Raw genomic sequence first — 19,502 nt, 5'->3', positions numbered from 1 at the left:
GCAATGGATTTTCCCGAGGCTTTGCGCGTCGCTTGCGTGCTCACGCCACCGGCGCTGATGGCCGCGCTGGTCAGTGCGACATGGGTGAGTTCGCAGACGATCCGGCGACAGTGGCGTGTGTTTCTGACGATGTCGTCTGCCGCGCTCGTATCGACGGCCGTGTCGCTGTTCGTCTGCGTCGGCCAGGGCATTTGGCCGGGTGTTTTGACGACGACGCGCTTCGGCCTGGCGCTGGCGTTGCTGGTGCAACTGCTGGGCACCGTCATCGCCGCGTTTTCCGCCCGCTACCTCGAAGGGGAAGCGAACCAGCCACGCTATCTCGGTGCACTGGCCACCGTACTGGCCAGCGTGCACCTGCTTCTCCTCGCCGATCACTGGCTAGTGCTGATCGTCGCCTGGGCGGCCGTGGGCCTGGCGTTGCAGCGACTGCTGTGCTTCTACCCGGATCGCCCCTTTGCCTTGCTGGCGGCGCACAAGAAGCGGATTGCCGATCGGCTGGCCGACGTCATGCTGCTGGGAGCGACCGCGCTAGCCTGGCAGCAGGTGGGAAGCGGCTCGCTGACGGACTTGTGGGCACATATTGCGCAGCATGGCCTGTCCCTGCCCCTGCAGGCGAGCGCCGTCTTGCTGGTGCTGGCGGTGACACTGCGCACCGCCTTGTTGCCGGTACATGGCTGGTTGATCCAGGTAATGGAAGCCCCGACCCCGGTATCCGCGTTGCTGCATGCGGGCGTGGTCAATCTCGGCGGCTTCGTGCTGATTCGCTTTGCACCGATGTTGGAGAAAGCCGACGCCGCACGCGATCTGTTGGCGTTGCTCGGTCTGGCGACCGCCGTGCTGGCAAGCATGGTCGTGCTGACGCGCATCAGCATCAAGGTTCGGCTGGCCTGGTCGACCGTCTCGCAGATGGGTTTCATGCTGGTCGAATGCGCGTTGGGTCTCTACACGCTCGCCGCGCTACATCTGATGGGTCACTCCTTGTACAAGGCGCATGCCTTTCTGTCCGCCTCGTCGGTCGTGCGCGATACGCGTGCGCGCGCAATGCACACGATTGCCGCCCCCATGACCGGCAGTCTCGTGCTGGCCCCCGCGGTGACGACGTCGATCGTGTTACTGGCAATGGCGCTCGCCGGTATCGCCGTCTGGCCCTGGTGGTGGTGCGCGGTGCTGGGACTGGCCTGGGCGCCGCTGCTGTGGTTGAGTTCCGCGCCGTCTCGCGCCGATGCACGCCTGGCCCAGTTACTTTTCGGGCTCCTGAGCGTTCTGGGTCTGACCTTGGCCGCAATGGCCGCACACGTCCTGCCGCTCGGACTTCAGGATGCGCCGGATCATCGGCTGGGCGTTCTCACGCTGACCTTCATGGCGGCTTTGTATCTCTGCCAGGCACGTCTGCAACACCGGGCGTCCCTGCCCGCCTGCTGGCGTCGCTGGAGCTACGCCGGCTTCTATCTGGACGAGGGTTACACGCGCCTGGCGCTGCTGCTCTGGCCCGCCCGGTGGGCGCAGGCAGCGGCAGCACATCCTGGCCCCAAAGCGCTCGCCTCGCGGCTGGCGGAAGCCCAGCGCTGAACTGACGACAAGGAAAGTGTGACGATGAAACCCTTGACCCACGACACGCTCGCCGCGGCCGGCCTCACGGCATTGGTCGCGGATGACCCGCAGGTGCGGTATGCCGACATCGAGCGCGCCTGCCAAGAGGCCTGCGCGGCGATTGCTCCCGCATGGCCGCTGGACCGCGCCATTGCCGTGAATCCGCACTGGTCGCGTATCGGCATGCCCGTGCGCCGTGTGGCCGCCCGGATGGCCGTGCTTGGCGGCATCCACGTCTTTCCGCCGAGAGATCGACAACGGCAAGCCTGGCGCGAGGGTCGCATCACGGCGGAGGATCTGGCCGTTGCATTGCATCAGTTGCCCGCGGCCCAGTCGGCCGCGCTCACACCCGAGCAGTGCGTCGCGGCACTTGAGTCCGGCGCGCCGCAGGCGCAATTGCCGCTGTTGATCGACGTGCTCGACAACGATCCCGAGCGCCATGCGCGGTTGTCCTGGCGGCAAGCCATCACGCATCAGGTCAGCCAGACCTGCGCCGCCTTCTTCGATGCGCGGCAGGCAAGCTGGCAACCCGAGCGCGAACAGGGCCTGTATGCCTTCTGGCGCGACACTTTGCAGCACGACCACGGGATAGGCATCTTGATGGGGCTGCCGCATATCGGGCGGGCCACCGGCGCCCTGCCTGCCAAAGCGCAGGATGCCGAGCGCTGGGTCATGGAGCGCCTGGGGCTACCGCAAGCGGTCTGGGCGGACTATCTCGAATCGGTGCTTCTGACGGTCAACGGCTGGGCGTCGTGGTGTGCCTACCTGGGCTGGGAGGCCGGACTGGCGGGCGGGCGCGATGCCCATCTGCGTGAATTGCTGGCAATTCGCCTTGCCTGGGGTGCACTGCTGCTCGAGTGCAAGGATGACGCCGCCGCGAGGCATGCGTTTGCCGCGCTGCACGCGGCGTGGCGCTCGGCCCCGCGCATCTTGCAGGAAACGGAGCAGGCGCTGCTGATCGACGAGGTATGGCAGTTGGCCCTCGAGATCGGCTACCAGCGTGAGCTGGCACAGCGCCTGACTGCCGCGAACCCTCACGGTCCGGCGCCGACGGACATCGAGGTCCAGGCGGCCTTTTGCATCGACGTGCGCAGCGAACCCTTGCGCCGGTCGCTCGAGGCCGTGTCGCCGGGCATCCAGACGCTCGGGTTTGCCGGCTTCTTCGGGTTGCCGATCGCCTACACGCCCCTGGGCACGCCGGCTCGGCGCCCCCAACTGCCCGGCCTGCTCGCGCCGGCCATCGAGGTGACCGACAGCATTGTCAGCACCGATGCGGCGCAGCGCGCGGCGGATGAGGCCCGGCAGCGCGCTGTCGGCCGTGTGCGTCGATCGCGATTTGCGATGGCGGATCAGTGGCAGGCGGCCAGCCGGTGGCCGGGTGCCGCGTTTTCCTTCGTGGAGGCCGCCGGACTGGGCTATCTCGGCAAACTCGGCAATTGGCTGCAACCGGGCCGGCAAGCGCGCCCCAGAGACGACCTGGCCGGCATACCCGCCCGTTATCGCCCCATCTGCCGCCCGCAACTCCAGGGGATGGACCTGGCGTCCAAGGTGGCCCTGGCCACACGGGTGCTTCACGCGATGGGCCTGGACCGATACCTGGCGCCGCTGGTACTTCTCGTCGGGCACGGCAGTCAGTCCGCCAACAATGCTCATGCGGCGGCCCTGGATTGCGGCGCCTGCTGCGGCCAGACCGGTGAAGTGAACGCGCGCAGCCTGGCGCAACTGCTCAATGACCCGGCGGTGCGCGACGGCCTGCGCGCGCAGCAACTCGCGATACCTGAGGCAACTCGCTTCGTGGCGGTGCTGCACAACACCACCACGGATGAACTCGAGGGCTTCGATCTGGATCTGCTGCCGCAAGCCGCACGGGATCGCTGGGCGCGTTTGCAGCCCATCTTTGCCCAGGCTTGCGATCAGGTACGCCGCGAACGCGCCGCGAGCCTGACGCTCGATCCCCGCGCGCCGCATCATGCGCTGCTGGCGCGGTTGCAGCGTCGCGCCAACGACGGCGCGCAAACGCGGCCCGAATGGGGACTTGCCCGCAACGCGGCGTTTCTGATCGCGCCCCGGGACAGAAGCCGCGGCGTGATGCTCGACGGACGTAGCTTCCTGCACGATTACGACGCCAGTCGGGACGCCGACGGCAGCGTGCTCGAACTGTTGATGACGGCGCCCATGCTGGTGACGCACTGGATCAACTGGCAATACCACGCATCGACCTGTGATCCGCTTCGGCTGGGCAGCGGCAACAAGCTGCTGCATAACGTCGTGGGGGGCAGCCTCGGCGTCTTCGAGGGCAACGGCGGCGATCTGCGCATCGGCCTGTCGCAGCAGTCGCTGCACGACGGCGAGCGATGGATACATGAACCCGTGCGGCTGACCGTGGTCGTCGACGCGCCGCGGGCGGCGATCGACACGGTGATCGGCAAGCACGAAGTCGTGCGCCACCTGCTGGACAATGGCTGGCTCCACCTCTGGCGCTTCGAACAGGCAGGCTTTGAGCGTTATGTCCAAGGGCGCTGGTCACCGGTGGATCTGGCGGGGAGATGACACTGACCGCGATTCAGTGCTCCCTGCCCTGCCCCATCCGAATCGCCGGTTGCAAGACAAAAAGAGGCGATCCGCGGGCCGCGGATCAGTCCAGCCCGCCCTGACAGACGTACTTGATCGACACATAATCGTCGAGCCCGTATTTCGATCCCTCGCGTCCGTAGCCGGACGCTTTTACCCCGCCGAACGGCGCGGCTTCGCTCGACACGGCGCCTTCGTTCATGCCGATAACGCCGGCCTCGAGACGTCGCGCGACCCGCTGGGCGCGACGCATGTCCTGTGTGTAGAAGTATGCCGCCAGCCCGAAAGGCGTGTCGTTGGCTCGGTGGATCGCTTCATCCTCGGTCTCGAATCGGAACAGCGGCACCACGGGCCCGAACGTTTCCTCCTGACTGACGAGCATACTGTCGTTCACGTCGACCAGCACGGTCGGTGCGAAGTAGTTGGACCCGAGCAGAGGCAGCGTCGCGCCACCGGTCAGCGCGCGTGCGCCGTGTGAGAGCGCATCTTCGACATGACGACCGATCTTCTCGACTGCCCGAGGATTGATCATCGGTCCGATCTGCGCATTGGCATCGCTCGCGGGCGCGACGTGCAACGCCTCCACCCGCTTGGCCAGCATTGAAGCGAACCGTTCGTAGACGCCCGCCTGCACATACACGCGATTCGGACAGACGCACGTCTGTCCGCCATTCCGGAACTTTGACGCCATCAAACCCGCGACCGCCGACTCGAGATCGGCATCGTCGAATACGACGAACGGGGCGTTGCCGCCGAGTTCCAGCGAGAGCTTCTTGAGCGTGCCGGCCGATTCGCGCGCGAGGTGAATGCCCACGGCCGTCGAGCCGGTGAAAGTCATTTTGCGCACGCGATCGTCGGCCAGCCAGTCCGCGACGGCATCGATGCCGCGCGTGCGCGACGCCGTAATGACGTTGAGTACCCCCGGCGTCACACCGGCCTCGACGGCGAGTGCCGCCAGCGCAAGGGCGGTGAGCGGCGTGTCCTCGGCGGGTTTGGCGACCACCGTGCAACCTACGGCCAGCGCCGGCGCAATCTTGCGCGCGATCATCGCGAGGGGGAAATTCCAGGGCGTGATGGCAGCGACGACGCCGACAGGCTCCTTCTCCGCCGTCATGCGCTTGCCGGGTTGCTGTTGCGGAATGATGTCGCCGTAGACGCGTGTCGCCTCGCCCGCGAACCAGTCGACATACGAGGCGCCGTATGCCACTTCGCCGCGAGCCTCGGAAAGCGGCTTGCCTTGCTCGAGCGAGATCAGCGTGGCGAGATCGTCCCCGTTCGCGAGAATCAGCGCATGCCAGCGCCTGAGTACCTCGGCGCGTTCGCGCGGCAGCTTGTGACGCCAGCCGGGAAGCGCACGGTAGGCGGCGTCGGTCGCGGCGCGAGCATCGATAGCCGTGCTGTCGGGCACCTCCGCCAGCAACGCGTCGCTGGCCGGGTTCTGTACGGGGTAGCGACGAGCATCGCGGGCATCGGCCCATTCGCCGTTGATCAGGTTCTGGCGGCGCATCAAATCGGGGCGTGACAGGGAAAGCGACATACGGGCGAGTCTCCGGAATGGGGCGAACTGGATGCGGGTTCAAGCGCGGCTGTGCGGTTCAGCCATGAAGCGCGGCGCGCACGTCGGCCGCCTCGAGTACGTCGTCGAGCGTGGCGCGAACGCGGGAGAACAGTTCGGCGAAGTCGTCCGCTGTGTAACACAAGGCAGGCGCGAAGCCGAGGATGTTGTCGCCGAAGGCGCGGAAAATCACACCGTTGCGATACGCCGCCGCGCCGATGCGCTCATGGAGTTTGAGTGACGGATCGAAGCGTCGGCGCGTCGTCTTGTCGGCGACGAGTTCGAGCGCGCCGAGCAAACCGCGATGACGCGAGTCACCGACCAGGGGATGATCGAGGAGTGCGTCGAGCCCGTCGGCAAACGTCCTGGCGTGTGCCTGACCGTTTGCCAGCAGGCCGTCTTCGACATAGAGCTTCAGACATGCGAGACCGATGGCCGCGCTCACCGGATGCGCAGAGTACGTCTGACCATGCCCTACGGGAGCGCCTTTCGCCGCGTCGGCAATGGCCTGATAAATGCCGTCGGACATCAGCACCGCGCCCATCGGCGCATAACCGGCGGTCAGTCCCTTGGCGAGCGTCATCAGATCGGGGGAGACCTCTTCCGCCTCGCAGGCGAACATCGGCCCGGTACGCCCGAAACCGGTGATGACCTCGTCGGCGACGAACAGGATGTCGAGGCGCCGGCACGCATCGCGCATGGCGCGCAGCCAACCTCTGGGCGGCACGATCACGCCGCCGGAGCCCTGCACGGGTTCACAGAAGAACGCCGCGACGTGCTCCGCGCCGAGTTCACCGACCTTTGCTTCAAGTGCGGCGACCGAGGCGGCAATGATCGCCTGCGGGTCGTCGGGTGTGGCGCTTCGGTACGGATAGGGCGACGGGATGTGATGTTGCGTCGCGAGCGGCAAATCGAAGTTGCGATGGAAGGCAGCCAGTGCAGTCAGTCCGGCACCGGTGGACGACGACCCGTGATACCCGCGCTCAAGCGCGATGAAGTGCTTCTTGGCCGGCTTGCCGATAGCGTTGTAGTAATGCGTGATGAAGCGCACGGCGGCGTCGACGGCATCCGAACCGCCGAGCGTGAAGTAGACGTGTTGCAATGACGGCGGCGTCAGTTCCACGAGTTTCTGCGCAAGCGTGATGGCCGGTGCGCAGGCAAAGCCGAAATAGCCTGTCGCGTAGGGCAGCCGGTTCAATTGCTCCGTCGCCGCCTTGACGATGGACGGCTGTCCGTAACCGGTATTGACGCACCACAGACCGGCAAATCCGTCGAGCAAGGCGTTACCGTCCGCGTCGTGCAGCCAGGCGCCGTTGCCGCTGGTAAGCAACGTCGCGCCCTGCGCCTCATGCGCGCGGTAGTCGGCAACCGGGTGAATCAGAAACTGGCGATCGGCATCGATCAGCGATTCGTTGGACATACGCGGCACCTCATCGGAATGTTGGGGAACGGAGTCGCGACCCGCGGCGTGGTGTGCGCGGGCCACCGTGTCATCCCATTAGAGACTCGCCGAAAATCGAGGTCATCCTACGAACCGATGGAGACAACGTGGGCGACGTGCTGCTTCTCGTGGAGAGGCATGCGTTACCGCAGCACCTGCTCGGCAACGTCGTCCACCGCTGCGCGAGCAATGCTGACCATCTCGTCGACGTCCGCCCGCGTGGCGATCAGCGGCGGGGCGAAGCCGAGAATGTCGCCGTGTGGCATGGCGCGCGCGATCATGCCGCGGGCCAGTGCGGCGGCGGACACGCGCGGGCCGATCTTCATCGCGGCGTCGAAAGGCTGACGCGCCGCACCATCCGCCATGAACTCGATCGCCGCCAGCAAGCCGACGCCACGCACCTCCCCCACGAGCGGATGCCTGTCGAACGCCGCGCGCAACCTCTCGCCGAAGTACTTGCCGACGTCGGCCGCGTTCTGCGTCAGATTCTCGCGCTCCAGAATGTCGAGGTTGGCGAGCGCCGCCGCGGCACAGATCGGGTGTCCGGAGTACGTCCAGCCGTGGCCCATCGGGCCGTTCTCGCGCGAACCGCGTTCGATCACATCCCAAACGCGCTCGCCCACGATCACGCCGGAGAGCGGCGCATATGCGCTCGTCAGCCCCTTGGCGATGGTGATCAGATCCGGCGTCATGCCGTAGTGTTGGGAGCCCATTGACGACCCGAGACGGCCGAAGCCACACACGACCTCGTCTGCGATGAGCAGAATGTCGTGACGGCGCAGCACGGCCTGAATCGCTTCCCAATAGCCGGCAGGCGGTGCGATGATGCCGCCGGTGCCCATCACCGGCTCACCGATGAAGGCCGCAATGGTGTCGGCACCTTCGCGGGCGATCAGCGTCTCGAGCGCCTCGACGCAATGCGCCACGAACGCCTGCTCGCTCATGCCGGCCGGTGCCTTGCGGTACCAGTGCGGGCAAATCGTGTGATGCACCCGCTCGACCGGCAGGTCGAAGTGCTGGTGGAAGCTCGGCAGCCCGGTCAGGCTGCCCGTGACGATGCCTGAGCCGTGATAGCCGCGCTCGCGCGAAATGATTTTCTTCTTCCGCGGACGTCCGAGCACGTTGTTGTAGTACCAGACGATCTTGATCTGCGTCTCGTTCGCATCCGAGCCGGACAAACCGTAATAGACCTTCTTCATGCCGTCGGGCGACCAGTCGATGATGCGCTTCGACAACTCGATGATGGCGTCGGTCGAGTGGCCCACATACGTGTGGTAGTAGGCAAGCGACAACGCCTGCTTGTGGATGGCGTCGGCCACTTCCATGCGGCCGTAGCCGATGTTCACGCAATAGAGGCCGGCGAAGGCGTCGAGATAGCGGCGGCCCTCATGGTCCTCGATGCGCATGCCCTGCGCCGTGCGGATGATCTTGCCCGGCAGTGTGCCGCTGGCATGATCGGCGGCGTGCGTGGACGGGTGCATGAAGTGTGCGCGGTCCTGTGCGAGCAATTGTTCGGTCGAGGGGGGCATGGGACGTCTCCTTGATATCAATGAAGCAAAAAAGAATGCGGACGAGCGAATCAGGTGCGATGCATCGGGATGCCGAGATTGCCGAGGCAGAAGTACTTGGTTTCGGTGAACGGCTCGAACCCGTCCACGCCGCCTTCGCGGCCGAGGCCAGACGCCTTCATGCCGCCGAACGCCACCGGGGCGCCGGTGAACTTCACGCCGTTGACGCTTACCATCGCGAAATCGAGGCGGCGGATCAGCGTAAAAATCTCGTCCACGCGTCGTCCGCAGACGTATGCGGCAAGGCCGTACTCGGTGTCGTTGGCCCGGGTGACGACCTCGTCGAGCGAGTCGAACGCGCACAAGGCGGAAATCGGGCCGAAGTTTTCTTCGTCGTAGATGCGCATGCCGGGAGCGGCGTCGGCGACGACGGTCGGGCGGTAGAACCAGCCGCCGAGCGGATGCGGCTCGCCGCCGACGGTGATCTGGGCGCCCTTCCGGCGGGCGTCTTCCACGCGGGCCGCAGTCGCCTCGAACGCCGCCTGATGCATGAGTGGCCCGACATCGACGTTCGCGGAAAACGCCGGACCGACGCGTAACCGCGCGACCGCTTGCGTATACCGATCTACAAACGCCCCATAGCGCGTGCGCGCGACAAAAATCCGGTTCGCGGCGCAGCAGTCCTGTCCGGACGTCTGGAACTTGGCGGCAACGGCGATGCGTACCGCCTCATCGATATCCACATCGTCCAGCACGATGAACGGCGCGTTTCCGCCGAGTTCGAGGGCGAGCTTCTTGACGCCGCTCGCCGCTGCGGCCTGCGCCCCCCGTTGGCCGACGCGTGTCGAGCCCGTAAAGCTGACGGCCCGCACGCGAGCGTCGCCGACGAGCGCGCGCATCGCCATGTCCGGCTCACCCAGCACCACATTGAAAAGCCCCGGCGGCAGCCCCGCTTCGTCGGCCAACTGCGCGAGTGCAAGCGCGCTGAACGGCGTCTCGTGTGCGGGCTTCACGACGACAGTGCAACCGGCCGCCAGCGCGGCGGCGGCCTTGCGCGTGATCATCGCGAAAGGAAAGTTCCAGGGCGTGATGAGCGCCGCAACGCCGACCGGCTCGCGCACGGTGCCCAATTGCGCACCTTCGATGTGCGACGTAATGGTTCGACCATCGAGACGGCGGGCCTCGTGACCGTACCACTCGATGAACGATGCGCCATAGCCAATCTCGCCGCGCGCTTCATGGAGCGGCTTGCCCTGCTCGTGGGCGAGCAGCACCGCAAGGTCTTCGGCGTGCTGCCGGATCAACGCGTGCCAGCGCTGCAGCGCGGCGCAGCGCTCGGCAGCGGGTGTCCAGCGCCACGTCGAGAAGGCGCGCTCGGCGGCATCGACCGCGACGCCGATTTGCTCACGCGTGAGCATCGGCACATGGCCGAGCGTCGATTGATCGGCCGGATCGACGACGGCAATGGACGCGGCGTCGTCGCTATGCGTCCAGCGTCCGTCGATGTAACACAGCGATTTGAACAGCACCGGGTGGTCGAGCAACATCGGCAAACTCCTGACATGGCGTTCGTTCGTCATGAAGCGATTGTCGGTGGCGACGGCCCGCTGTTTTTTCTGTTCCGATCGTGCGGACGTCGGTTTTCTTCTGATTTAGCCGTGCCTGGCGAGAAAGATTTCGCGGACCGCGATCAGTCGGCGTCGACCCAGCCCGGAACTGCGTGCGCCTGGACTTTGACGACTTTGGTAACGACGTAGGTGAAGTAGCGCTCGATGCCCAAGTCCGCCATCAGCAGGCCGTCGATGAAACGCTGGTAATGATCGATGTCGCGCGCGAGTACGTGAACGATGTAATCGACACCGCCACCTGTGGCGTGGCATTGCACGACCTCGGGGGCGTCGCACAGGCGCGCCTCGAAGCGGTTCATGTCATGCGCGGTGTGCCGCGCGAGCGTGATCTCGACGATGATACGGCTGACGTGCATCACGCCGCTCCAGTCGACGTCGGCGCGATAGCCACGAATCACCCCCGCCGCTTCGAGTCGCTGCACGCGCTCCCACGTGGGCGAAACGGACAGGTGGATCCGCTCGGCCAGACGCGATTTGGTGATGCGGCCTTCACGGGCCAGCACACTGAGGATGGCGATGTCGAAACGGTCGAGTTTCACCATGGGAGGGAACGCTTTTTAAAGAGAGGGCTGAGGCGTACGCGAGTCGCTGACGCTATGCGCTCGGCAGCACGTCGGCCAGAACGCAGAGCGTGTCACCGATGCCGACGCGGCCCGGAAAATGTCGGCCGATGAGCATGCCATCGCGTCTTGCCCGGTACTCCACTGGTGCGACGCCCGTCCGTGTCACGTCGTGAACGCGCGCAATGACGTCGCAACGCTTCACCATCGTGCCGAGGTCATGGCGCATTTCAAGCAGCCCGTCGTGCTCGCTGGTGAGGTGGCAGTCGTCGTCAGGCATGGCGAGTTGTACCGACGTTGCCTCGCTCGCGGCGTCAGCGCCGTCGCGCCATGCCACGTCGGCCGGCACGATGCCTGCGTGCACGAGCACGCCGTACACGCCGCGATGCGCGATTGCGACGTTGCGCGCACTTGCCGTTCCACCGCCGCCGAGCTCCGTCGTAACGAACACCTTGCCCTGCGATTCCGCCGCATTGTCGTAAAGTCCGTGAGCATCGGGATCTCGCATGCGCAGCGAATAGGGTGCGCCGAAGGCCTGCATCGCGGCGTCGCAACGGGCTTGTTGCTCGGTGTCGTTCAGTTCGTGGATGGCGGCGAACGGCAGGAAATCCAACGTACGACCTCCGGAATGGATGTCGAGCACGACGTCCGCCATGGGCAGCAGGCAACGTGAGAAATAGTCGGCCACGCGCTCGGTGACCGAGCCGTCGGCGCGTCCCGGGAAAGCGCGGTTCAGGTTGCCACCGTCCAGCGGCGACGTGCGTTTTCCCGCATGCACGGCAGGCGTGTTCATGAACGGCACGATGATGACGGTGCCGGTGACGTCGCGTGTCTTGAGGGCATTCGCCAGTCGCGATAGCACGATAGGCCCTTCGTACTCGTCGCCATGATTGCCGCCGGTGAGTAGCGCGACGGGGCCGTCGTCACGCCGGATGACGGTGATCGGCACCATCACGGCGCCCCACGCACTCGTATCGTTGGAGTGCGGGACTTTCAGAAAGCCGTGCTGGACGCCGTCCTGACGAAGATCGACCGTCGGATACACACGCGGCGGAAGTGCGAGAACCTCTTGATCGCGATGCATGCTCAATAACCTCGCGTCAGGTCGACGTTGCAGGGAACTCGTCCCGTTTCGCGAAAATCGCGGATGTTGTCGGCGATCACTCGCGCTGCCGTCTCATGATCCGTGGGTGCCGAAATGTGCGGCAGCACGGTCACGCGCGGATGGTCCCAGAACGACGAATCGAGCGGCAGCGGTTCGACGTCGAACACGTCGAGCACGGCATGCGTGAGGTGGCCCCGGTCGAGGGCGTCGAGCAAGTCGGACGCCACGATCACAGGACCACGCGAGAAATTGATGAGCGAGGCACCCGGTTTGATGCGACCGAGGCGCTCCGCGTCCAGCATACCTCGGGTTTGCGCCGTCAACGGAATCAGGCTGACGACGATGTCGCTTGCGGAGAGCATCGCGCACAGGCCGTCGTCGCGAGCGTACGTTTCGACGCCGTCCAGCGTCTTCGGCGAACGACTCCATCCGTGCACGACGAACCCGGCGTCGCGCAATCGCACCGCGGCCGCCTGCCCGAGTTCACCGAGTCCGAGCAATCCCACCGTCGTCTGCGACGGCTTGCGATAGGCGTGCTGCAACCAAACGCGCTGCGTTTGCTGACGCGCGTAGCGGGGCATGTCGCGTTGCAGGTAGTAGGTCCACGCCAGCACGGCCTCGGCCATCGTGCGCGACATCTCGGGATCGATCAGTCGCGTGATCGGCGGACTGTCCGACGGGAGCGCCGCGATGAGCGATTCCACGCCGGCCCAAAGGCTCTGAATCCATCGCAAGCCCGTCAGGGCGGTCAAGTCCGCGGGATCCGGATTCGCGACGATGGCAACGGACACCTGCTCGCGCTGCGACGCCGACAGTTCGGCCAGCGGCGCGACGATCTCGCCGGGCAGCGCGGCGCGCAGGGCGTCGAGGTACGGACGTTGATAGTCCGCGGACATCCGGCTAAGGAAGGCAATGACGGGCGGCATCGTGGCGCTCGTTCAGGCTGTGGTGGCCGCGGTGGCGGCGTCGTTCGCCATCTCTTCCATGTCCTTAAAGCGGTCGGCGATGCGCGGATGCACGCGGCCGCCGTCGGACGCGCCAATCGCCAGCAGAATTTCGTCTGGGCCAGGGGCATCCGTCATCTGGAACGTCGCCGTGATGAAGTGGGAACGCTTGCCCGTTTCCGATTTGTGAATCATCGGCACCGACACCAGCGTGCCCGGGCCGACGCGCGTGTTGGTGAACGGCAGGAAGGCCGTGCCGTTCACGGCGGTGCGGAACAGATTGCCGAAGCGCAGCGTGTGAATCATGGCCGAGGCATGTTCGATTTCGCCGTTCGTGCCGACGACAGCCGCCTTGCCGTATGCCTCCACGCGCTCCCCTGGGATGACATCGACCAGACGTTGCGTCATTAGCGCACCAAGCTCCGGGGCGAGACGCACGATTTCCGGACGCAGATTCTCGACGAATCCCTGACCGGCCCATGGATTGCGAATGACAGCGGCGACGACGACCGTCGTGACCGGCGTCTCGGCGGCCTTGCCGCCCTCACGGTAGGTGGTCTCGACGTACGTTGCGATCTTGCGAAGCTCTTGTTTCACGGGTGTCTCCTGTTGCGCTGCAGTACAGATGCCGTCACCTGCCGCTCGTGCGGCGAAGCGGCTCGAAGGACGTGCGCCGCGGCGATCCGGGCGCCTGGGGAAAACGTGGCAAACATCCGTGGCTTGCCGATGAGACTCATGCTATTGCGCCCGAAGCGGCCGGTCTTCCGCCGGAACGTCGGAAGATGTTTTTTTTCTTCCGACGCTTTGGTGTAGATTTTTTGGGCGAGAAAGGAGGCACGCAATGCCGGAACATCACCAACGGCTCATGGCATTGCGCCATGTCGCCAGTCAGATCAGCAATGACGAAGACATCGACGCACTGTTTCGCGATCTCGTGCGTGGTGCGGTGCAGCAAGGTGGGTGGGATCTCGGCTCCGTCATGAGCATCGATCTCGCCCATGGCTACGGGCTGGTGATCACGCGCTTCGAGACAAGCATGCTGCCGCAGCATGTCGAAGACCGCTGGGAGTTGGCGACCAGTCCGTCGCTCATCGCCTTGCAGACGAATGAACCCGTCTATATCCGCGATGCGCTGGAGAACCCGCAATTCCCCGGCTACCGGCGCGAAGCGCGCGAGCGCGGCTACCGGACGGTGCTGGTACTGCCGATGGCCTCGCGCGATACGGAAGGCCGGCCGATGGTGCTGACGGTCGCATCGCGCAAGGTGCGCGACGTCGGCGAGGACGACCTCACCTTCATGGCGACGGTCGTGCATCTCGGCGCGATTGCGGTGGAGCGGGCTCACCGGCAGCGCGCGCAGGTGATGGCGCATGAGCGTCTGCAACGCACGCTCGAAGCGCAACGCACGTTGCTGGGCGATGTGCTCGCCGGCGGCTCGTTCGATCAGTTGACGTCGTCGCTGAGCGATCTGATCGGACGTCCGGTGCTCGTCATCGACTTCCTCGCCAATCAATGGCACGCGTCGGCGTCGCCCGTTCCCTCGCTGATGGACGATGCGGCGTGGACACGCTGGCTGTCCGGCGCACAGGGGCGAGAGCTCAGCGCTAACGTGCGCGACGCCCTGCAACGCTACCGTCAGACCCGCCTCGACGTGCCGCTGGGACGTCCCCCCGGTCAGGCCACCGTCGGCGCGGGCATTGAACCGTTGACGGTCGACGACGACCTCGTCGGCGCGCTGCTCACGTTCGGCGACGATGCGCTGAGCGACCTCCAGCAGTTACTGTTGGAGAGCGCCCGCTTTGCGCTGAGCGTTCAACTGATGCGCAGCGTGGTGCGGTTCCGGTTCGAGACACGCACGCTCACCGAGTTGTTCTTCGAGATTGTGGAGCGCCGCTGGCGAGATGAAGGCGATTTGATTAGCCGCGCCCGCCATCTCGGCGTCGCCCTCGATGCGCCGCTGCGCATGATGGTCGTCGATTATCCGGACCAGCGAACCAGTGTGGCCTCGGGCCGTGCCGCCGGGCATCTGTCGCTGGAGAGCCATAGCACGGTCGAATTGCTTGCCCGTCAGTTGAATGTGCCGATGCACATCGTGACGATCGGAGGCGGTCTGGTGTGTCTGGCGCCGCAGGACGGTTCGGCAGACGCCACCGCACTCGCCCGCCTCGCCAGGCGCATGAGCGAGGCGCTGGCACGGTCCCTGGGACGCGAGCCTATCATCGTGATGAGCGATCTCTGCGAAGGGCTGGAGCCGCTCGCGCGCGAATGGGAGCGTTGCTGGCGCATGATTCGCGTGGCGCGCAAGTTTGGTCGCAGCGGCCCGCTGGACATGCCGGGCCTGGGCCCCCTGCCGATGCTCATGGGAGCGGCCGATTCGTCCGACGTCCACGGTTTTGTGGAAGGCACCATCGGCAAGCTCGTCGAACACGACCGACAGTCGGGATCGCCGTACCTCGACACGCTGACGGAATACGTACGCTCCGGCTGCCGCAGTCAGCCGTGCGCCGACGCGATGGGACTGCACGTCACCACGCTGCGGTACCGCCTCGCCCGCATTCAGGAGTTGTTCGGCATCGACGTGGAGACACCGGAGCGCCGCTTCGCGGTGGAGCTTGCCATTCATCTGCACGCGCTCACGAAGCGCGCGGCTCCCGTCACACCTGGGGCGGCGCCATCCACCGAAGGGGCGAAGTCAAAAGCCATGCAGGCCGCGTCGAGCGTGCATGCCGGCGGGCGTGTGGCGAGCGCATCCATGAAAACCCTGCCGCGCAATCGAGAGTAAACCACTTCGCGTCTCCTGCGATTCGACGGAAGCCGACAAAAAAGTCCTCGCATATCGTTGACCTCAACGTAATGACGTTTCGAGGTCAACGACATGCAAGCTGTCACCCAACAGCGCCAGACGCCCGCGGCCGGCGCTGGCACCGCCCCCGCGATTTCGGCCATCGACCCGGTGGCGCTACGCCGCGCGCTCGGAACATTCGTGACCGGTGTGACCGTCGTCACGACGCGTGACGAAGAAGGCCGCCCGCGCGGCATGACCGCCAACTCCTTCACGTCCGTCTCGCTCGACCCGCCGCTGTTGCTCGTATGCATCGGCAAGCGTGCGGCGAGCTACCCGGTGTTCCAGCGCACGGAACACTTCGCCGTCAATCTGCTGCATGACGGCCAGACCGAAGTGTCGAACCTGTTCGCATCGAAGTCCGCGGAGAAGTTCACGACGGTGGGGCATGACGTCGTCCACACGGGCGCGCCGGTCCTGACCGACTGCCTGACGTGGTTCGACTGCATTGTGCACAACCGCGTCGACGCCGGCGACCACGCCATCCTGATCGGCCAGATTCAGGCCTTCGGTACCAGCCCGGCCGCGCCGCTCGGCTTCTGCCGTGGTCGCTACGCCCATGTGAAAGATCCGTTGCCGCCGGGCTGGCTGTCGTCGCACGACATGATTGTCGGTTATCTGATCGACGCGAACGGAAGCCTGCTGCTCGCGCAGGACGGCAAGGGCGGATGGGTACTGCCCAGCGCGCCGCGCCGTCTTGCGAGCGGACGCCTGCCGCTCGCCGGTGGCGGTGAACTCGAGCTGGTGCCGCACGACACCTTTCTCTACTCGGTGTTCGACACCGCCGAGAACGATCCCGGCTATCTGATGTACCGGGCGCGACTCGCGCAACCGCTCTCGCACGACGAGCTGCCGCCGAACTTCCGCTTCTTCCCGTTCGACCAGTTGCCCTACGACGACATCGCGTCCCGCGAAATTCGATCGATGGTGCGTCGCTACGTTCGCGAAACCGCCGGAGGACACTTCGGCATTTACATGGATTCTCACGATGGTGGGCGCATCGCAATGGTCAGCGATGCACAGCCGTGGACCCAACCTTTCCAAGCCTGACGCTGGAGTCAACTGATGCATACGACGGTACAAACGCTGGAAGGCTCTCGCCAGCAACTGTTTATCGACGGGCAGTTCACCGCGCCGCATAGCAACGTGTACGTTCCGAGCTACGACCCGACGACCGGCCGCCCCTGGTACGAGTTCGCGCAGGCCGATGCGGTGGACGTCGACCGCGCCGTACGCTGCGCACAAGCGGCGCTCGTCAACCCGGCCTGGCGGCGCATGACGCAAACCGAGCGTGGCAAGCTCGTGCGCAAGCTCGGCGAACTGGTGCTCGCCAACGCCGAAGCGCTCGCCGCCATCGAGTGCCGCGACAACGGCAAGCTGCTCAAGGAAATGCGTGCGCAGATGCGGGCGATTCCCGATTCGTATTCGTATTTCGCGGGCATGGCAGACAAGCTGCAAGGCGACACCATTCCCGTCAACAAGCTCGACACGCTGAACTTCAACACGCGCGAGCCCATTGGCGTGGTCGGCATGATCATTCCGTGGAACTCGCCCCTGATGATGCTCACCGGCACGCTCGCACCCTGTCTTGCGATTGGCAACACCATCGTGGTGAAGCCATCGGAGCACGCGACGGCGTCCACGCTCGCGCTCGCCGAACTGGCGATCGAAGCCGGTATTCCGCCGGGCGTCGTGAACGTGGTGACGGGCGACGGCATGACCACCGGCGACGCGCTGACGCGTCATCCCGGCATCGCCAAATACGTTTTCACGGGCAGCACCGTGACCGGGCGCAAGATTGCCGGCAACGCTGCGCAAAATCTGGTGCCTTGTCAGATGGAACTCGGAGGTAAGTCGCCGCACGTGGTGTTTGGCGACGTCGACATCGAGCGCGCCGTGAACGGCGTCGTCTCGGGCGTGTTCGCCGCCGCCGGTCAGACATGCGTGGCCGGGTCACGCTGCTTCGTCGAGGCGTCCGTGCACGACCGTTTCGTCGAGGCGCTGGTTGAGCGCACGCGTCGGGTGCGTGTGGGGCATCCGACGCACGAAGACACCGACATCGGACCGCTGGCGCTGGCCGCGCAATTGGACAAGGTCGAGGGCTACGTGGCTTCGGGCATTCAGGAAGGGGCGCGCGTGGCCGCCGGCGGTCAGCGCCCGGCGCGCGACGATCTCACCGGTGGCTGGTACTACGAGCCGACCGTCATGACGCATGCGCGCAACGAAATGCGCTTCATGCAGGAGGAGATCTTCGGTCCGGTCGTCGGTGTCGTGCCGTTCTCGGACGAAGCCGAACTCATCCGGCTGGCAAATGCCACGGAGTATGGCCTGGCCGCCGGCATCTGGACGCGCGACATCGACCGCGCCATGCGCTTCGCGCGCGACGTGGAGGCGGGCACGGTCTGGATCAATACCTATCGCTCGGCGGCTTACATGTCAGCCAACGGCGGCACCAAGCACAGCGGCTACGGCCGTCGCGGCGGCTTCGAAGTGATGCGCGAGTTCTCCCGTCTGAAGAACGTCGTGATCGATTACTCGGGGGCGATGCAGGATCCGTTCGTGATCCGTCTGCGCTGATCGCCCGCAATGCACAAACGAAAACCCCCTGGAGATCTACCCATGAAATTCTCCGTATCGCTCAGCATGGAGCGCTTCTCGCCGCAGGACACGATGAACGACGCCGTGCGCAACATGCTGCACCTCGCGCGCATCGCCGACGAAGGCGGCTTCGAGACGCTGTGGACCGCCGAGCACCACACCATCGAATGCACCATCTCGCCGAACCCGTTCATCACGCTTACGTGGCTCTCGCAGCACACCGAGCAGATCCGTCTGGGCACGGCCACCATCGTCGCACCGTACTGGTCGCCGATTCGTCTGGCAGGCGAGGCCGCGATGTGCGACCACCTGACGGGCGGACGCCTCGAATTCGGTATCGCGCGCGGCGCGTATCAGTATGAGTTCGACCGCATGGCGGGCGGTATTCCGCAGCAGGAAGGCGTGGCGTACATGAAGGAACTGGTGCCGGCGGTGAAGAAGTTGTGGGAAGGCGATTACGCGCATGACGGGCATTACTGGCAATTCCCGCTCGCCACGTCGGTGCCCAAGCCGCTGCAACAGCCGCATCCGCCGATCTGGGTGGCAACACGTGATCCGGGCAGTTTCGACTGGGCCGTCGGTGTTGGCGCGAACATCCTGTCGACGCCGCTCGCCGCCCCTGTCTCCGAAGTCGCCGTGCTGGGCGATAAATTCCGCAAGGCAGTGGCCGATCATCCGGAACGCCCGCGGCCGCGCTTCATGATGCTGCGCCGCACCTGCGTGTACGACCGTCCGCAGGACTGGGAAATCGCCGTGCGTCACAGCGTGGATTTCGGCCGCACGTTCGAGAACCTGATGCAGAACATCGGCACCGTCAGGAACGGCTTCCCGGAAGCCGTGCCGTACGAGTCGGTTGTCGGGCGCGCCAACTACGATCCGGCGGCAATCCGAGAAAACCTGATGTTTGGCACGCCGGACGAGATCGTGCGCAAGCTCGAAGTGTACGAGGCGCAAGGCGTCGACCAGTTCTGCCTCGGCCTGTCGTTCAATCTGCCGTTCGAGTTGCAGGTAAAGACGCTGCGTCTGTTCATCGACGAAGTGATGCCCCATTTCGCCGCGCGTGAAGCAGGTCGCGCCAGGGAGGCCAATGCGGCTGCGGCGGCACAGTTGGCCGAGACGTCTGGGCGTCCGGCCGCGCTGGCATCGGCGGGCCGCTGACG

General features: G+C 65.5%; 14 protein-coding genes. 6 read left to right on the top strand and 8 right to left on the bottom strand.

Annotation, left to right across the window (positions count from 1 at the left end):
- Window positions 1-3 precede the first annotated feature (3 nt).
- Together LV28_RS32860 and LV28_RS32855 are read left to right on the top strand one after the other, a co-directional pair.
- Window positions 4-1,569 carry an NADH-quinone oxidoreductase subunit L gene (locus tag LV28_RS32860; protein ID WP_038618010.1) on the top strand — a complete coding sequence of 522 codons (1,566 nt, stop codon included), beginning with the start codon at window positions 4-6 and terminating at the stop codon, window positions 1,567-1,569.
- A gap of 24 nt (window positions 1,570-1,593) precedes the next feature.
- Window positions 1,594-4,140: a YbcC family protein gene (locus tag LV28_RS32855; RefSeq protein WP_038618013.1), complete on the top strand. Its 2,547-nt coding sequence runs from the start codon at window positions 1,594-1,596 to the stop codon at window positions 4,138-4,140.
- An 85-nt stretch (window positions 4,141-4,225) separates the two neighbouring features.
- Here LV28_RS32855 and LV28_RS32850 read toward each other — a convergent pair whose 3' ends face one another.
- The 8 genes from LV28_RS32850 to LV28_RS32815 all read right to left on the bottom strand — a co-directional run bounded on the left by LV28_RS32850 (window position 4,226) and on the right by LV28_RS32815 (window position 13,499).
- The gene (locus LV28_RS32850) at window positions 4,226-5,698 is read right to left on the bottom strand and encodes an NAD-dependent succinate-semialdehyde dehydrogenase (protein WP_038618016.1); all 1,473 of its coding nucleotides are present in this window, start codon (window positions 5,696-5,698) and stop codon (window positions 4,226-4,228) included.
- Between the two features lie 58 nt (window positions 5,699-5,756).
- On the bottom strand, window positions 5,757-7,136 hold the full coding sequence (locus LV28_RS32845; protein ID WP_038618019.1) for an aminotransferase class III-fold pyridoxal phosphate-dependent enzyme: 1,380 nt from the start codon (window positions 7,134-7,136) through the stop codon (window positions 5,757-5,759).
- A 164-nt stretch (window positions 7,137-7,300) separates the two neighbouring features.
- Complete coding sequence (locus tag LV28_RS32840; RefSeq protein WP_038618022.1) at window positions 7,301-8,686, bottom strand: aspartate aminotransferase family protein; 1,386 nt, start codon at window positions 8,684-8,686, stop codon at window positions 7,301-7,303.
- Window positions 8,687-8,736: 50 nt separating this feature from the next.
- Window positions 8,737-10,212, bottom strand: coding sequence for an NAD-dependent succinate-semialdehyde dehydrogenase (locus LV28_RS32835; protein WP_038618025.1), 1,476 nt, complete (start codon window positions 10,210-10,212; stop codon window positions 8,737-8,739).
- A gap of 143 nt (window positions 10,213-10,355) precedes the next feature.
- Window positions 10,356-10,835, bottom strand: a complete 480-nt coding sequence (locus LV28_RS32830) for an Lrp/AsnC family transcriptional regulator (RefSeq protein ID WP_023595302.1) — start codon at window positions 10,833-10,835, stop codon at window positions 10,356-10,358.
- Between the two features lie 52 nt (window positions 10,836-10,887).
- Window positions 10,888-11,937, bottom strand: coding sequence for a N(2)-acetyl-L-2,4-diaminobutanoate deacetylase DoeB (gene doeB / locus LV28_RS32825; protein WP_029753833.1), 1,050 nt, complete (start codon window positions 11,935-11,937; stop codon window positions 10,888-10,890).
- Between the two features lie 2 nt (window positions 11,938-11,939).
- Entirely contained in the window at window positions 11,940-12,884 is a 945-nt protein-coding gene (locus LV28_RS32820) for a 2-hydroxyacid dehydrogenase (protein ID WP_023871730.1), read from the bottom strand.
- 12 nt (window positions 12,885-12,896) lie between these two features.
- The gene (locus tag LV28_RS32815; RefSeq protein ID WP_038618028.1) at window positions 12,897-13,499 is read right to left on the bottom strand and encodes an amino acid synthesis family protein; all 603 of its coding nucleotides are present in this window, start codon (window positions 13,497-13,499) and stop codon (window positions 12,897-12,899) included.
- Window positions 13,500-13,743: 244 nt separating this feature from the next.
- Here LV28_RS32815 and LV28_RS32810 point away from each other — a divergent pair, with 244 nt between their 5' ends.
- The 4 genes from LV28_RS32810 (at window position 13,744) to LV28_RS32795 (ending at window position 19,500) form a co-directional block, all read left to right on the top strand.
- Entirely contained in the window at window positions 13,744-15,684 is a 1,941-nt protein-coding gene (locus LV28_RS32810) for a helix-turn-helix domain-containing protein (RefSeq protein WP_023871731.1), read from the top strand.
- Window positions 15,685-15,777: 93 nt separating this feature from the next.
- Complete coding sequence (locus LV28_RS32805) at window positions 15,778-16,794, top strand: flavin reductase (RefSeq protein WP_023595297.1); 1,017 nt, start codon at window positions 15,778-15,780, stop codon at window positions 16,792-16,794.
- A 15-nt stretch (window positions 16,795-16,809) separates the two neighbouring features.
- On the top strand, window positions 16,810-18,321 hold the full coding sequence (locus LV28_RS32800; protein WP_038618032.1) for an aldehyde dehydrogenase: 1,512 nt from the start codon (window positions 16,810-16,812) through the stop codon (window positions 18,319-18,321).
- A 42-nt stretch (window positions 18,322-18,363) separates the two neighbouring features.
- The gene (locus tag LV28_RS32795; RefSeq protein WP_023595295.1) at window positions 18,364-19,500 is read left to right on the top strand and encodes an LLM class flavin-dependent oxidoreductase; all 1,137 of its coding nucleotides are present in this window, start codon (window positions 18,364-18,366) and stop codon (window positions 19,498-19,500) included.
- Window positions 19,501-19,502: the final 2 nt, after the last annotated feature.

The sequence above is a fragment of the Pandoraea pnomenusa genome, assembly GCF_000767615.3.
GTDB classification, from domain to species: domain Bacteria; phylum Pseudomonadota; class Gammaproteobacteria; order Burkholderiales; family Burkholderiaceae; genus Pandoraea; species Pandoraea pnomenusa.
This window is presented reverse-complemented; position numbering and strand designations above follow the sequence as displayed.

Bases quoted from the DNA above. Each gene is read 5' to 3' on its own strand.
- LV28_RS32860 (WP_038618010.1), top strand. From the start codon at position 4: ATGGATTTTCCCGAGGCTTTGCGCGTCGCTTGCGTGCTCACGCCACCG.
- LV28_RS32855 (WP_038618013.1), top strand. From the start codon at position 1,594: ATGAAACCCTTGACCCACGACACGCTCGCCGCGGCCGGCCTCACGGCA.
- LV28_RS32850 (WP_038618016.1), bottom strand. From the start codon at position 5,698: ATGTCGCTTTCCCTGTCACGCCCCGATTTGATGCGCCGCCAGAACCTG.
- LV28_RS32845 (WP_038618019.1), bottom strand. From the start codon at position 7,136: ATGTCCAACGAATCGCTGATCGATGCCGATCGCCAGTTTCTGATTCAC.
- LV28_RS32840 (WP_038618022.1), bottom strand. From the start codon at position 8,686: ATGCCCCCCTCGACCGAACAATTGCTCGCACAGGACCGCGCACACTTC.
- LV28_RS32835 (WP_038618025.1), bottom strand. From the start codon at position 10,212: ATGTTGCTCGACCACCCGGTGCTGTTCAAATCGCTGTGTTACATCGAC.
- LV28_RS32830 (WP_023595302.1), bottom strand. From the start codon at position 10,835: ATGGTGAAACTCGACCGTTTCGACATCGCCATCCTCAGTGTGCTGGCC.
- doeB (WP_029753833.1), bottom strand. From the start codon at position 11,937: ATGCATCGCGATCAAGAGGTTCTCGCACTTCCGCCGCGTGTGTATCCG.
- LV28_RS32820 (WP_023871730.1), bottom strand. From the start codon at position 12,884: ATGCCGCCCGTCATTGCCTTCCTTAGCCGGATGTCCGCGGACTATCAA.
- LV28_RS32810 (WP_023871731.1), top strand. From the start codon at position 13,744: ATGCCGGAACATCACCAACGGCTCATGGCATTGCGCCATGTCGCCAGT.
- LV28_RS32805 (WP_023595297.1), top strand. From the start codon at position 15,778: ATGCAAGCTGTCACCCAACAGCGCCAGACGCCCGCGGCCGGCGCTGGC.
- LV28_RS32800 (WP_038618032.1), top strand. From the start codon at position 16,810: ATGCATACGACGGTACAAACGCTGGAAGGCTCTCGCCAGCAACTGTTT.
- LV28_RS32795 (WP_023595295.1), top strand. From the start codon at position 18,364: ATGAAATTCTCCGTATCGCTCAGCATGGAGCGCTTCTCGCCGCAGGAC.